This window comes from Streptomyces tanashiensis, from assembly GCF_014648895.1.
GTDB lineage: Bacteria > Actinomycetota > Actinomycetes > Streptomycetales > Streptomycetaceae > Streptomyces > Streptomyces tanashiensis.
Genome location: NZ_BMRZ01000007.1, coordinates 323,142 through 335,894, shown reverse-complemented (window position 1 = coordinate 335,894; position 12,753 = coordinate 323,142). Strand labels below are relative to the sequence as shown.

Genomic DNA, 12,753 nt, shown 5'->3' with positions numbered 1-12,753 from the left:
CGGCTAGGGGCAGCTAGGCACCGACTTCGCGGAGCCGACCCGCCCGGACGGCACCCTCCGCTCCACCTCCTTGACGCGTATCCGCAGGCCCTTCGCGTCCATCCCGACAAGCGTGCCGCACAGCGCGCTCCCGTCGGTCAGCACGATCTGCACCCCCGGCTCCCCGGGCCGGGGGCCGTACCAGGTCAGACCGATGCCCGCGGTGACCACGGCCAGCGCCAGGAACCCGGCGGCGATGGCCCGCCGCAGGTCCCGGACGGCGCGGCGCACGGTCAGCCGCTCCCGGGTGAGCAGCTCTTCGAGCGAGGCGTCGGCGACGCGCCGCCTCGGCAGCCCGAAGGCGGCGCGCATGGCGAAGAAGGCCCCGCCCGCGGCGAGCAGGAGTCCCCCCAGCAGGAGCAGTCCCACCGCCCCGCGCGCCCCGCCCGACAGCCCCTGCAGGGTGTCGGGACCCTTGACGATCCCGACCGCGGTCAGCAGGCCGAGCAGGGCCGCCAGGCCGTTGCGCCAGTTCTCGGCCTGGGCGCGGACCCTGGCCAGCTCGCCCGCCAGGAGGCCGCGGGACGCGTCGGCCCGTGACCGACTGGCCGGCGTGCTGGGCGCGCCGGCCGTGACGCGGACCGCCATCAGACACCCCACTCGACGTGCAGGACCCAGGAGGCCCCGCATCCGCTGCGCTCGCCGGCCTCGGGGTGGGTGGCGGTACAGGCGCAGATGACCTCGACGTCGCGCGAGCCGGTCGCGGCGGCCCGGCGGAGCAGGAGACGGGCGAGCAGACCGGAACCGTCGAGGGCGTTGGCGTACGTGATCAGCGGCTCGGCGTGCACGGTCTCGTGGTGGCAGCGCGGGCAGGGACCGCTGACGACGATGACCTCGGGGGCGCTCTCGTCCGGATGCAGGGTGACACGCGCGGTGCCGGCTGCGACCGTGTTCCAGTCCGGGTCCGACTCCGCGCGGTACAGCGGCTGTTGGTCCGTCACTCGTCCCCCTCGTGTCCGGTGCCGCCAACCTAACGCCTGCCGAGGAATTCCGGCGACGGAGGCATGCCTCGGCGGTCTGACATGGTGCCCCCGCGCATGCGCGTAGCCCGAACTATGGGGTCCCACCACATACGCCCCTGACCTGCGTCTTCCTACGGTGTGGCGACACCGATACGTCCCCGTACCAGCCTGGAAGTGGTGCACATGGCCGCCGCAACAACCGCTCCCACACCCCCCGGTTCCCTCAAGCGCATCGTCGCCGCGAGTCTCATCGGCACCACCATCGAGTGGTACGACTTCTTCCTCTACGGGTCGGCCGCCGCGCTGGTGTTCAACAAGCTGTTCTTCCCCGAGTCCGATCCCCTGGTCGGGACGCTGCTGTCGTTCCTGACGTACGCGGTCGGATTCGCCGCGCGACCGCTCGGCGCGCTCGTCTTCGGGCACTACGGGGACCGGCTCGGGCGGAAGAAGCTGCTGGTCCTGAGCCTGCTGATGATGGGCGGGGCGACGTTCGCGATCGGGCTGCTGCCGACGCACGCCGCCGTCGGGTCCGCCGCTCCGGTGCTGCTCACGGTGCTGCGCCTCGTCCAGGGCTTCGCGCTCGGCGGCGAGTGGGGCGGGGCCGTCCTGCTCGTGTCCGAGCACGGGGACGCGAAGCGGCGCGGGTTCTGGGCGTCCTGGCCGCAGACCGGGGCGCCGGCCGGACAGCTGCTCGCGACCGGCGTGCTGTCCGCGCTGACCGCGCTGCTCTCCGACGCCGCCTTCCTCTCCTGGGGCTGGCGCGTGCCGTTCCTGCTCTCCGGCGTCCTGGTGATCGTCGGCCTGTGGATCCGGCTCTCGGTCGACGAGTCGCCCGTCTTCAAGGCGGCGCTCGCCGCCGCGGAGGAGCGCAAGGCGGTCGCCGGGCAGGTCGAGAAGATGCCGCTGGTCGCGGTCCTGAAGCACCACTGGCGGGACGTGCTGATCGCGATGGGCGCCCGCATGGCGGAGAACATCTCGTACTACGTGATCACCGCGTTCATCCTCGTGTACGCGACCACCCAGGTCGGGCTGACCAAACAGACCGCCCTGAACGCCGTCCTCATCGCCTCCGCCGTCCACTTCGCCGTCATCCCCGCCTGGGGCGCGCTCTCGGACCGGATCGGCCGCCGCCCGGTCTACCTGATCGGCGCCGTCGGCGTCGGTGCCTGGATGTTCCCGTTCTTCCTGCTGATCGACCGGGGCGGCTTCGGCTCCCTGCTGCTCGCCGTCACGGTCGGTCTCGTGCTGCACGGGGCGATGTACGCGCCCCAGGCGGCCTTCTTCTCCGAGATGTTCGCGACGCGGATGCGCTACTCCGGCGCCTCCATCGGCGCCCAGTTCTCCTCCGTGGCCGCCGGAGCCCCCGCGCCGCTCATCGCGACCGCGCTCCTCGCCGACCACGGCTCCTCGACCCCGATCGCCCTGTACGTGATCGCCGCCGCGGTGCTCACCGTCGTCGCCCTCGCCTGCGCCCGCGAGACCCGCGAGCGCGACCTGTCCGAGGTCGCCGAGGACGCCCCGCAGGCCGCCGCCCCGGTCCGCGCCGACGTCTGACCTGAGCCCCGACACCGACACCGAGCGGCCTCTCCGTCCACCGGGCGGAGGGGCCCCTCGGCGTCGGCGGTGTCTAGCTGCCGGGCTTGAGGTGTTGTAGGACGCCCATGCCCACGGTGAAGCTCGCGGCCAGGCTGGTGCCACCCGCTCCGAGGATGGCCAGGGGGCCGCCGTTCACCGCCATGACGACGACGACGGCGACGAGGGCCACGACGACGGCGGACAGGGCGACGATCGCCACGTCACGTCCGGGATGCCTGCAGATGTTCGACTGAGTGGCATGAGCCGACACGACGGTGCCTCCATTGACTTGTTGTTCGCTCGGGCAGGGGCACACCTCACCGCGGTGGGTGTGCTCCATGGTGTGGACCGGTCAGCGCGTCCGGCATAAGCCGGCGGGCCGGGGCCACGCTGCGAGCGAGGCAGCCAATGAGACCTCCGAACAGACGTGTCACTCTCTGCGGCCAGGCTAACTGCTCGTCAATTCGGCTGCCATGAAACGCAGTCAAGCCGCCAACTCATTGGCTGGATCCCACCGGCGCGGCACGTCCCCGCCGTTCAGCGGGCGACGGCCGCCGACATCGCGTGCAGCCGCAGGGCCAGCTGGATCTCCAGGGCCCTCGCCGGGGACTGCCAGTCGGGGCCGAGGAGCCGGCCGACGCGCTCCAGACGCTGGGCCACCGTGTTCACGTGGACGTGCAGCGCGTCCTTGGTGCGGGCCGGGCTCATGCCGCCGGCGAAGTAGGCGTCCAGGGTGCGGACCAGCTCCGTGCCGCGCCGCCGGTCGTAGTCGACGACCTGACCGATCGTCCGGCCCACGAAGCCGTCGATGTCCCGCCCGTCGGCGAGCAGAAGGCCGAGGAAGCCGAGGTCCTCGGCGGCCGCGCCCTGGCCCGAGCGGTGCAGCAGGACGAGCGCGTCCAGGCAGCGGCGGGCCTCCTCGTACGCGACAGCCACCTGGTCCGGCCGGTCGAGGAACGTCCGTACGGGCGCGGAGGCACCGACGGTGACCGGCTCGCGCAGGGTCCCGCCGAGGGTCCTGGCGGTCTGGCGGGCCAGATCGGCGGCGCTCTCCCCCGGGCCGAGCGGCAGCAGCAGGACCGTACCGCCGTCACGTGCCGAGGCGAGACCGTGACGGGTGGCGGCCAGGTGCGAGGCGGCCGACCACAGGCGCTGGCGGTCGGCGCTCTCGCGGCGGCCGGCGTCGGAGTCGGCGGCGCCCCCGGCGGCCCGGTCGATCCGGGCGGCGAGCACGACGTGCGGGGCCTCGCTGTCGGTACGGAGGCGGGCGGCGCGCTCGCGCAGCAGGCGACGGTCCCGGTCGGGAGCGTCGAGGAGGTCGTCGAGGAGCTCGCCGCGCACCCGCTGCTCGGCCTCGCCCGCGGAGCGGCGGGCGAGCAGCAGCAGGGAGGTCACCAGGGCGGCCCGCTCCAGGGTCCGCTGGTCGACCGGGTCGAGGTCGGGCTGCCCGTGCAGGACGAGCGCGCCCAGCGTCTCGCCGCCGGCGGACACGGCGGCCACCCAGTCGTCGCCCTCGCGGACCGCGTGGCCCCCGGCGCGGCGGGCGGAGCCGGCGCCCTCCTCGGTGAACGCGACGGTTCCGCCGAGGACCTCGGAGACGGCGTGGGCCACGTCGTGGACGCCACCGCCGTGCAGGACGAGCTCGGAGAGCCGGTCGTGGACCTCCGAGGCCCGCTCGATGACAGCGCTGTGCTCGCGGATGATGTCGTTGGCGCGTTCCAGCTCGGCGAGGGCCGAGCGGGTCTCGGCGAGCAGGTTGGCGGTGTCGATGGCGACGGCGGCGTGCGCGGCGAAGGAGCCGAGCAGCGCGACCTGCTCGCGCTCGAAGACCCTGGCCCTGCGGTCCGCGGCGAACAGCACGCCGATGACCTGGCTGCCGAGGCTGAGCGGCACCCCGAGGATGGCGACGAGGCCCTCGTCCCGTACGGCCGTGTCGATGGTGCGGGTGTGCTGGAAGCGCGCGTCGTGGAAGTAGTCGTCGGTGACGTACGGGCGGGCGGTCTGGGCGACCAGCCCGCCGAGCCCCTCGCCCATGCCCAGCCGCAGCTGCTGGAAGCGGGCGGAGACGGAGCCCTCGGTGACCCGCATGTACGTGTCGCCGGCCGTCGGGTCGTTGAGGCTGAGGTAGGCGACCTCGGTGCCGAGGAGCGAGCGGGCGCGCTGGACGATCGCGCGCAGGACCGCGTCGAGGTCGCGGAGTCCCGCGAGGTCGTGGGCGGTGGCGAAGAGGGCGGAGAGCTCCGCCTCGCGGCGCCGCCGCCCCTCCAGCTCGGCCCGGACCCGCAGCGCGAGCTGCTTGGCCTCTTCGAGGTCGGCCAGCGCCTCGGGGCCCGCGCCGCTCGCGCGGGCGAGCAGCACGGGCCGGTCGTAGGCCTCCGTCGCCGCTCCCCGGGCGAGGAGTTCCAGGTAGGAGACGTGTTCGTGGGACATGGACACAGGGATACCTGCCGTACGTGTGGTCGCACCACCCCTGTGGACGAGCCGCGCGGGAGGGCTGCCTCAGTGGGCGGTCCAGCCGCCGTCGAGGGTGAGGGAGGTGCCGGTCATGAACGAGGCCTGCGGGGTGCAGAGGTAGAGGACGGCCTCGGCGACCTCCTCCGGCTCGATGAGCCGCTTGAGCGCCGAGTCCTTGAGGAGGACCTCGGCGAGGACGCGCTCGGGCGGGATGCCGTGGGCGGCGGCCTGGTCGGCGATCTGCCGTTCGACGAGCGGGGTACGGACGTAGCCGGGGTTGACGCAGTTGGAGGTGACTCCGTGCGGCGCGCCTTCGAGGGCGGCGGTCTTGGAGAGCCCCTCCAGACCGTGTTTGGCGGCCACATAGGCGGACTTGAAGGCGGAGGCGCGCAGTCCGTGGACGGAGGAGAGGTTCACGATCCGCCCCCAGCCCTGGCCGTACATGTGGGGCAGGGCGCCCCGGATGAGCCGGAACGGCGCCTCCAGCATCACGGTGAGCACGGTGTGGAAGACGTCCGGCGGGAACTCCTCGATGGGGCGGACCAGCTGGAGCCCGGCGTTGTTGACGAGGATGTCGGTGCCGGCTGCCACCGCCTCGGCCGCGTCCAGGTCGGTCAGGTCGAGGAGGCGCGGTTCGAGGCTGCCGGGGAGCGCTCCGGCCTCCTCGGCCAGCGTCTCCAGGCCCTCGGCGGCCCGGTCGACGGCTCTGACCCGGGCCCCGGCGGCGGCGAGCCGCAGCGCGCAGGCCCGCCCGATGCCGCCGGCCGCGCCGGTGACGAGCGCGGTGCGGCCGGTGAGGTCGAGGGCGAGGCCCGCGGCGCGGGGCAGGGGCGAGGCGACGTCCGCACCGGGCTCGGTGCCGGGGACGGTGATGGGTGCGCTCATGCTCCGCACCCTATGAACGGGCCCCTCCCCCACCGATGTGCGCCGGGCCCATAGTTCAGCCGGTTGCTGTGGTGCGGAACCATGTGGGTTCGTCGGCCAGGGCCTTCTCGATCCGCAGGTACGAGAAGCGCTTCATCTCGGGCAGCGCGTCCACCTCGAACCAGCCGACCTCGGTCGACTCGTCGTCGTTGACCCGCGCCTCGCCCCCGACCGCCCGGCAGCGGAACGCGACGTCCATGTACTGGCAGGTGTCGCCGTTGGGGTAGACGACGGGCTTGCGCAGGGTCTCCACGAGCAGGATCCGCTCGGGCACGCAGCGCACGGCGGTCTCCTCGTGCACCTCGCGCACCACGGCGTCGGCGGGCTGCTCCCCCGGGTCGACGATGCCGCCGACGACCGCCCAGAGGCCGTTGTCCGCCCTCTTGCCGAGCAGGACCCGGCCCCGGTCGTCGAAGACGACGGCGCTGACGCCCGGCAGGAAGAGCAGCTGGTGCCCGGCCGTCTTGCGCAGTTCGCGGATGAAGTCAGGAGTACCCATGCCCCGACCCTAGATCATCTACGGGACGGGGCCGGGTCCCCGCTCAGGCCCCCGGGGTCCGGCGGGCGCGCAGCGCGCGGGCGCCGGCCCAGCCGAGGCCGGCCGCCGCGAGCGCCGCGAGCAGGGCCTCGGGCAGGGTGCCCAGGCGGGTCGCGGGGGTCTGCGAGGAGCGCAGCGGCACCTTCTCGACGAGGACGTCCGGGGTGAACATCTTCGTCTGCGCGACGATCTCGCCGTCGGGGCGGATGATCGCGCTCACCCCGCTGGTGACGGGCACGACGACCGACCGGCTGTGCTCGACCGCGCGCACCCGGCTCATCGCGAGCTGCTGGTAGGTCATCTCGCTGCGGCCGAAGGTGGCGTTGTTGCTGGGCACGGAGATCAGCTGGGCGCCGTGGGTGACGGTGTCGCGCACGGCCCAGTCGAAGGCCGCCTCGTAGCAGGTCGCGAGGCCGACCTTGGTGCCGGCGAGGTCGAAGACGCCGACCTTCGTGCCGGCGCCGAAGTCGCGGCTGACCCGGTCGACGTTGCTGTTGAAGATCCGTACGAAGGAGCGCATCGGGATGTACTCGCCGAAGGGCTGGACGTGCCGCTTGTCGTAGGTGGCGACGGGGCCGCGCTCGGGGTCCCACTCGATGAGGGTGTTGCGGAGCTTGCCGGTCTCGGGGGTGACGACGGCGCCGATCACGGTGGGCACGCCGATCGCCCTGACGGCGGCGTCGATGACGTCGGCGGCGTCGGCGTTCGCGTACGGGTCGATGTCGGAGGAGTTCTCCGGCCACAGCACGAAGTCGGGCTGCGGCTCGCGGCCCTCCTCGACGGCCCGGGCGAGCTCTCGGGTGCGGGCCGCGTGGTTGTCGAGGACGGCCCGGCGCTGGGCGTTGAAGTCGAGGCCCAGGCGGGGCACGTTGCCCTGCACGGCGGCCACGGTGGCGGTGCCGTCCTCGGCGGAGTCGTCGACGAGGGGCAGGGCGGCGAGGGCGCCGGTGACCGGGACGAGGATGGAGAGCGCCGCGGCGGCGAGCGGGCCGCGCGGGACGGTGCCGGTGGCGCGGTACGCGCGGAACCGCCGGTACGCCTCGTACAGGCCGAAGCCGCAGAGGGCGACGGCGAAGCCGAGCACGGGGGTGCCGCCGACGGCGGCGAGCGGCAGGAAGAAGCCGTCCGCCTGCCCGAAGGCGACCTTGCCCCACGGGAAGCCGCCGAAGGGCACGCGCGCGCGTGCCCCCTCCGCGAGGATCCACACCCCGGCGGCGAAGAACGGCCACCAGGGAAGCCGGGAGACGGCCGCGATACCGAGGCCCGCGGCGCCCACGAAGAGCGCCTCGACCGCGGCGAGGGCGAGCCAGGGGCCGGCGCCGACCTCCTCGCCGGTCCACACGAGGAGCGGCAGCAGGAAGCCGAGGCCGGCGAGGTAGCCGAGGCCGAAGCCGGCCCGGAGACGGCGGCCCCGCAGGGTCCAGCCGAGCAGGGCGAAGGCGGGCAGCGCGAGCCACCACAGGGGGCGCGGCGGGAAGCTCAGGTAGAGCAGGAAGCCGGACAGCAGTGCCGCCCCGGGCCGTACGAACCGGCGCAGCCGGGAGGCCGGCGTGGGTGCGGTGTCGGGTCCGGACGCGTCGACGGGGGTGATGGTGGCGCTCACCTTGGGGAGTCTACGTGCCGCCCCTGTGGGCGGCGGCGGAGGTGCGGCCCGGCGCGGAGCGGCTCCCGGGAGGTCGTACGGGCTGTCGCGTCCGGCCGGTCAGACGCCGGTCGCGGCGGGGGGCACCGGCGGGGCGGTGTCGCGGAGGCGGGCGCGGATGACGCGGACCGCGGACTCGGCGTCGTCGACGGTGACCGTGAAGGTGAGGCCGTCGCCGAGCCGCAGGACCAGGCCCTCGCCGCGCCGGACGATCACGGCCGTGCCCTTCTCGGGCCGCCAGCGGTAGCCCCAGCCGCCCCACTGGCGCGGGGTGACGCTGGGTGCGAAGTCGGCGCCGACGACCTGGGTGAGGAGGATGCGGCGGCGCGGCACGCCCATGTGGCCGCAGCGGACCTCCATGGCGCGGTCGTCGACCTTCACGGCGACGTGGACGAAGGCGAGGGTGCCGAAGAGGACGAGGAGTCCGGCCGCGACGCAGCCGATCACGGCCATGAGGAGGGCGGCGATGCCGGAGGTCCACGGGGACTCGACGGCGAGCGTGATGCCCAGGGCCATGAAGGCTGCTCCTGCGACGGCCGCGACCCATTGGAACCGGTTGGTGGCACGGCCGGTCCAGACGGCGGGTGCGGGCTCGTCGGCGCGTGGGGTCGAGTTCCGGGAATGCTCCCTCATAAGGGGAGCGTACCCAGGTTCGTCCGGGTCGGCGCCCCGGAGAGCGGTCGCGGGGTGACGCTCGGTGATCCGCCCCTGTTCGGGGGCTCGGCGCGCGGTCGCAGGGTGACGCTCGAAATTCGGCCCCGGTTCGGGGATCAGCGCGCGGCGGCCGTGGTCGCCAGGGCCCGCCCCTCGGCGTAGCCGAGGGCGGTGGCGGGGAGCTGTCCGGGCCGTCCGCTGAGCAGGACGGAGAGGGTGCCGGTGGGGTCCGCGTCGGGCGCGGGTTCGGCGCCGATCCGGCGCAGGGCCTGTGCGACGACGGCGTCGGCGGAGCCGTGGAAGACGATCGGCGGCAGTCCGGCGCGGCGGCGTGCCTCCAGGGCGGCGAGGATCCGCTCCTCGACCAGTTCGTAGTGGGTGCAGCCGAGGACGACGGCGCGGACGTCGGGCGGGGTGAGGGCGGCGGCGGCGTCCACGGCCGCGTCCACGGCGTCCCGGTCGACGTGCTCCACGGCGTCGGCGAGGCCCGGGCAGGGCACCTCGGTGACCTCGGCGCCGTCGGCGAAGTCGCGGATGAGTCCGCGCTGGTAGGCGCTGCCGGTCGTGGCGGGGGTGGCCCAGATGGCGACCTTGCCGCCGGCCGCGGCGGCGGGCTTGATCGCGGGCACGGTGCCGATGACGGGGATGGCGGGTTCGAGGGCGGCGCGCAGGGCGGGCAGGGCGTGCACGGTCGCGGTGTTGCAGGCCACGATGAGCGCCTGCGGGCGGTGCTCGGCGGCGGCGAGGGCGACGTCGAGGGCGCGCCCGGTCAGGTCCTCGGGGGTGCGCGGGCCCCACGGCATTCCGTCGGGGTCGTTGGAGAGGAGGATGTCCGCGTCCGGCCGGAGCCGCCGCACCGCGGCCGCCGCCGGGAGGAGGCCGATTCCGGAGTCCATGAGCGCGATCTTCACCCGGTCACCCTAGCCGATGAGCCGTTCGTCCCCCGCGATCTGGGGCAGACTGCCGCGAATGAGCACCCTCGCCTGGCTCTCGATCGCCTCCTTGGCCGCGTGGATCTGGCTGCTCCTCGGCCAGGGCTTCTTCTGGCGCACCGATCAGCGGCTGCCGCCGCCGCGACGGACACCGCCCGACGCGTGGCCGAGGGTCGCCGTCGTGGTCCCGGCGCGGGACGAGGCCGAGGTGCTGCCGCTGAGCCTGCCGTCGCTGCTCGCGCAGGACTATCCGGGGGATGCGGAGGTGTTCCTCGTCGACGACGGGAGTACGGACGGTACGGGGAGGCTGGCCGTCGAGCTGTCGGGCCGGTACGGCGGGCTGCGGCTGACCGTCGTGTCGCCGGGCGAGCCGGAGCCTGGCTGGACGGGGAAGCTGTGGGCGCTGCGGCACGGCATGGCGCTGGCACGCGCGCGTGGACCGGAGTTCCTGCTCCTGACGGACGCGGACATCGCACACGAGCCGGACAGTCTGCGGCGGCTGGTGGCTGCGGCGGTGGACCACGACCTGGACCTGGTGTCGCAGATGGCCCGGCTCCGGGTCGCGAGCCTGTGGGAGCGTCTGGTCGTTCCGGCGTTCGTCTACTTCTTCGCCCAGCTCTACCCCTTCCGCTGGATCAACCGGGCGCGGCCCCTGGCGACGGCCGCCGCGGGCGGGTGTGTGCTGCTACGGACGGAGACGGCGGTGGCCGCGGACGTGCCGGAGGTGATCCGGCAGGCGGTGATCGACGACGTGTCGCTCGCGCGGGCGGTGCGGCGGGCCGGGGGGCGGATCTGGCTGGGGCTCGCGGAGCGGGTCGACAGCGTCCGCCCGTATCCGGGGCTCGGCGAGCTGTGGCGGATGGTCGCGCGGAGCGCGTACGCGCAGCTGCGGCACAGTCCGCTGCTGCTCGTGGGGACGGTTGCGGGTCTGGTCCTCGTCTATCTGGTGCCGCCGGTGGCCCTGGTGGCGGGCGTCTGGGGCGGGGACGCGGTGGCGGCCTGGGCGGGCGGTGTCGCGTGGGCGGTGATGACGGGGACGTACGTGCCGATGCTCCGCCACTACCGGCAGCCGCTGTGGCTCGCCCCGCTGCTGCCGTTCACCGCGTTCCTCTATCTCCTGATGACGGTGGACTCGGCGGTCCGTCATCACCGGGGACGGGGGGCGGCGTGGAAGGGCCGGACGTACGCGCGCCCGGAGGCGGCGCCCGACCGTTGAACGCCCCGGCTTCCGTGCCCCCTTCACCGAATTGGCTTTTCCGACACGGGGAGTAGCGCCGTCAATTCGGCGTGTACACATCGCCTCGGGCATCGCGGGATTGACGCTTAATCATGCCCATGATCACTTCCTCCACGCCTTCCCGGCACCTTTTCTTTATGCGTTCTTCATGCCGGGGGTACGCATCGGCCGCGAGGGGCCCCGACCCGCCGGTAACCCCCTCCGAACTCGGCGTTTACACGATCTTGGCTCGGAGCGCCGCCCGTTTTTGTCACGTTCGCTCGCATTGGGGATCCATCACTTCACGAAGCCCGTCAAACAACCCGCTAATCGGGCTCCCCAACCAGCACATCGTGGGCTTAACTTATGTGCCATGACCTCCCCCCGCTCCACCTATGGAGGCGGTTACCACACCGCGCCGTCCTTCCCGGACACCCCGATCTACGACTCCCTGGTCGCGGAGCGGGGCACGCCTCAGATCGCCCCGATCCGAGTGCCCGCCGCCTACGACACCGGCAGCAGCTTCCCCGTGAGCGGCTCCTACCTGCCGGCGCTCCCCGCGGCACTGCCCGCCCTCCCGGCGGCGCCCAGCCCGCAGCCCGCCCCCGCCTACAACGGCGGCTACGGCTACCCCCAGCCCTCGCCGCAGATGGCCCCCGTCCCGCTGCAGCACGCCCCGACCCCGTACATCCCGCAGCAGCAGGTGGCCCCGCGCGGCTACCCGGGCAACCCGTACCCGCAGCAGCCCCGCCCGGCCGCCGCCGGTTACGAGGCGATGCGCCCGGCGGCCCCCCGGCCCGCACCGGTCCCGGCCCCCGCGCCGTACGACGACCCGTACAACCGCCCCTACCAGGGCGGAGGTTACTGACCGGCTTCGCACACCGGCCGACGGAGGGGCCGGGGCGGCTGGCAGGATGAGGGCATGCCGACTCCTCTGCTCCGCTCCGTCCACGTCCACCCGGTGAAAGCCATGCGCGCGCTGGCCCGCACGGAGGCCGAGGTGCAGCCCTGGGGGCTGGCCGGGGACCGCCGCTGGACCGTCGTCGACGCCGCGAACAAGGTCGTGACCCAACGCCGTCACCCCCGGATGGCGTTGGCCACGGCCGAGCCGCTGCCGGGCGGCGGTGTCTCCCTGTCCGCACCCGGACACCCCACGCTGGTGGTCGAGGTACCGCACCCCTCGACCACCATCACGGTGGAGATCTTCGACAAGCCCGTGGAGGCGGTCCCGGCCGGCCCCGCCGCGGCCGCCTGGCTCTCGGCGTACCTGGAGAGCGACGTACGGCTCGTGCACATGGACGCCCCCGAGCGCAGGCGACCGGTCGACCCCGACTACGCGCTGCCCGGCGAGACCGTCAGCTTCGCGGACGGGTACCCCCTGCTCGTCACCACCACCGCCTCGCTCGACGCCCTCAACTCCCTGATCGCCCAGGGCGACCAAGCCGACGAGGGCCCGCTGCCGATGAACCGGTTCCGGCCGAACCTGGTCGTCGAGGGCACCGGCCCCTGGGCGGAGGACGGCTGGACGCGGCTCGCCGTCGGAGAGGTCACCTTCCGGGTCGCCAGGCCCTGCGGGCGCTGCGTCGTCACCACGACGAACCAGCTCACCGCGGAGCGGGGCAAGGAACCCCTGCGGACCCTCGCCCGGCACCGCAAGAGCGACGGCCGGGTCATCTTCGGCCAGAACCTCGTCCCCGAGCACACCGGCACGGTCCGGGTCGGCGACGAAGTCAAGATCCTGGACTGAGGACGCGCGTCACACTCACGGCCCGACAGGCGGGGAACCCACCCCCGGGGCACACTCGTTGGAGGAGCGG

Annotated in this window: 13 protein-coding genes; 4 read left to right on the top strand and 9 right to left on the bottom strand. The window is 73.8% G+C overall.

The genetic code is table 11. The annotated features are described in order from the left end of the window. Nucleotides 1-3: 3 nt before the first annotated feature. The gene (locus IE237_RS23135) at nucleotides 4-627 is read right to left on the bottom strand and encodes a hypothetical protein (protein WP_189803981.1); all 624 of its coding nucleotides are present in this window, start codon (nucleotides 625-627) and stop codon (nucleotides 4-6) included. After that, complete coding sequence (locus IE237_RS23130; protein WP_189803980.1) at nucleotides 627-980, bottom strand: hypothetical protein; 354 nt, start codon at nucleotides 978-980, stop codon at nucleotides 627-629. The genes IE237_RS23135 and IE237_RS23130 overlap by 1 nt, the downstream gene beginning before the upstream one ends. 204 nt (nucleotides 981-1,184) lie before the next feature. On the opposite strand from IE237_RS23130, the gene IE237_RS23125 reads away from it, so the two are divergent. Beyond that, nucleotides 1,185-2,555 carry an MFS transporter gene (locus IE237_RS23125; RefSeq protein ID WP_189803979.1) on the top strand — a complete coding sequence of 457 codons (1,371 nt, stop codon included), beginning with the start codon at nucleotides 1,185-1,187 and terminating at the stop codon, nucleotides 2,553-2,555. Between the two features lie 73 nt (nucleotides 2,556-2,628). On the opposite strand, the gene IE237_RS23120 is transcribed toward IE237_RS23125, so the two are convergent. From IE237_RS23120 to IE237_RS23090, 7 genes are all read right to left on the bottom strand, one after another. Further along, the gene (locus IE237_RS23120) at nucleotides 2,629-2,796 is read right to left on the bottom strand and encodes a hypothetical protein (RefSeq protein WP_189803978.1); all 168 of its coding nucleotides are present in this window, start codon (nucleotides 2,794-2,796) and stop codon (nucleotides 2,629-2,631) included. 317 nt (nucleotides 2,797-3,113) lie between these two features. Next, on the bottom strand, nucleotides 3,114-5,006 hold the full coding sequence (locus IE237_RS23115; protein WP_189803977.1) for a helix-turn-helix domain-containing protein: 1,893 nt from the start codon (nucleotides 5,004-5,006) through the stop codon (nucleotides 3,114-3,116). A gap of 69 nt (nucleotides 5,007-5,075) precedes the next feature. Continuing rightward, complete coding sequence (locus IE237_RS23110; protein ID WP_229842833.1) at nucleotides 5,076-5,915, bottom strand: 3-hydroxybutyrate dehydrogenase; 840 nt, start codon at nucleotides 5,913-5,915, stop codon at nucleotides 5,076-5,078. A gap of 55 nt (nucleotides 5,916-5,970) precedes the next feature. Further along, nucleotides 5,971-6,453 (bottom strand): NUDIX hydrolase, encoded by a 483-nt coding sequence (locus tag IE237_RS23105; RefSeq protein WP_189803976.1) that lies wholly within the window; start codon nucleotides 6,451-6,453, stop codon nucleotides 5,971-5,973. Between the two features lie 43 nt (nucleotides 6,454-6,496). Next, nucleotides 6,497-8,095 carry an apolipoprotein N-acyltransferase gene (gene lnt / locus IE237_RS23100; protein ID WP_189803975.1) on the bottom strand — a complete coding sequence of 533 codons (1,599 nt, stop codon included), beginning with the start codon at nucleotides 8,093-8,095 and terminating at the stop codon, nucleotides 6,497-6,499. Nucleotides 8,096-8,194: 99 nt separating this feature from the next. Further along, entirely contained in the window at nucleotides 8,195-8,767 is a 573-nt protein-coding gene (locus tag IE237_RS23095; RefSeq protein ID WP_189803974.1) for a hypothetical protein, read from the bottom strand. Between the two features lie 137 nt (nucleotides 8,768-8,904). Beyond that, nucleotides 8,905-9,699, bottom strand: a complete 795-nt coding sequence (locus IE237_RS23090) for a glutamate racemase (protein WP_189803973.1) — start codon at nucleotides 9,697-9,699, stop codon at nucleotides 8,905-8,907. A 58-nt stretch (nucleotides 9,700-9,757) separates the two neighbouring features. Between IE237_RS23090 and IE237_RS23085 the strand changes: the two genes are divergently transcribed. The 3 genes from IE237_RS23085 to IE237_RS23075 all read left to right on the top strand — a co-directional run bounded on the left by IE237_RS23085 (nucleotide 9,758) and on the right by IE237_RS23075 (nucleotide 12,683). After that, complete coding sequence (locus tag IE237_RS23085; RefSeq protein ID WP_189803972.1) at nucleotides 9,758-10,936, top strand: glycosyltransferase; 1,179 nt, start codon at nucleotides 9,758-9,760, stop codon at nucleotides 10,934-10,936. A 373-nt stretch (nucleotides 10,937-11,309) separates the two neighbouring features. Beyond that, complete coding sequence (locus tag IE237_RS23080) at nucleotides 11,310-11,804, top strand: DUF6643 family protein (protein WP_189803971.1); 495 nt, start codon at nucleotides 11,310-11,312, stop codon at nucleotides 11,802-11,804. Nucleotides 11,805-11,858: 54 nt separating this feature from the next. Further along, a complete protein-coding gene (locus IE237_RS23075) occupies nucleotides 11,859-12,683 on the top strand; it encodes an MOSC domain-containing protein (RefSeq protein WP_189803970.1) in 825 nt (274 codons plus the stop codon). Nucleotides 12,684-12,753 lie beyond the last annotated feature (70 nt).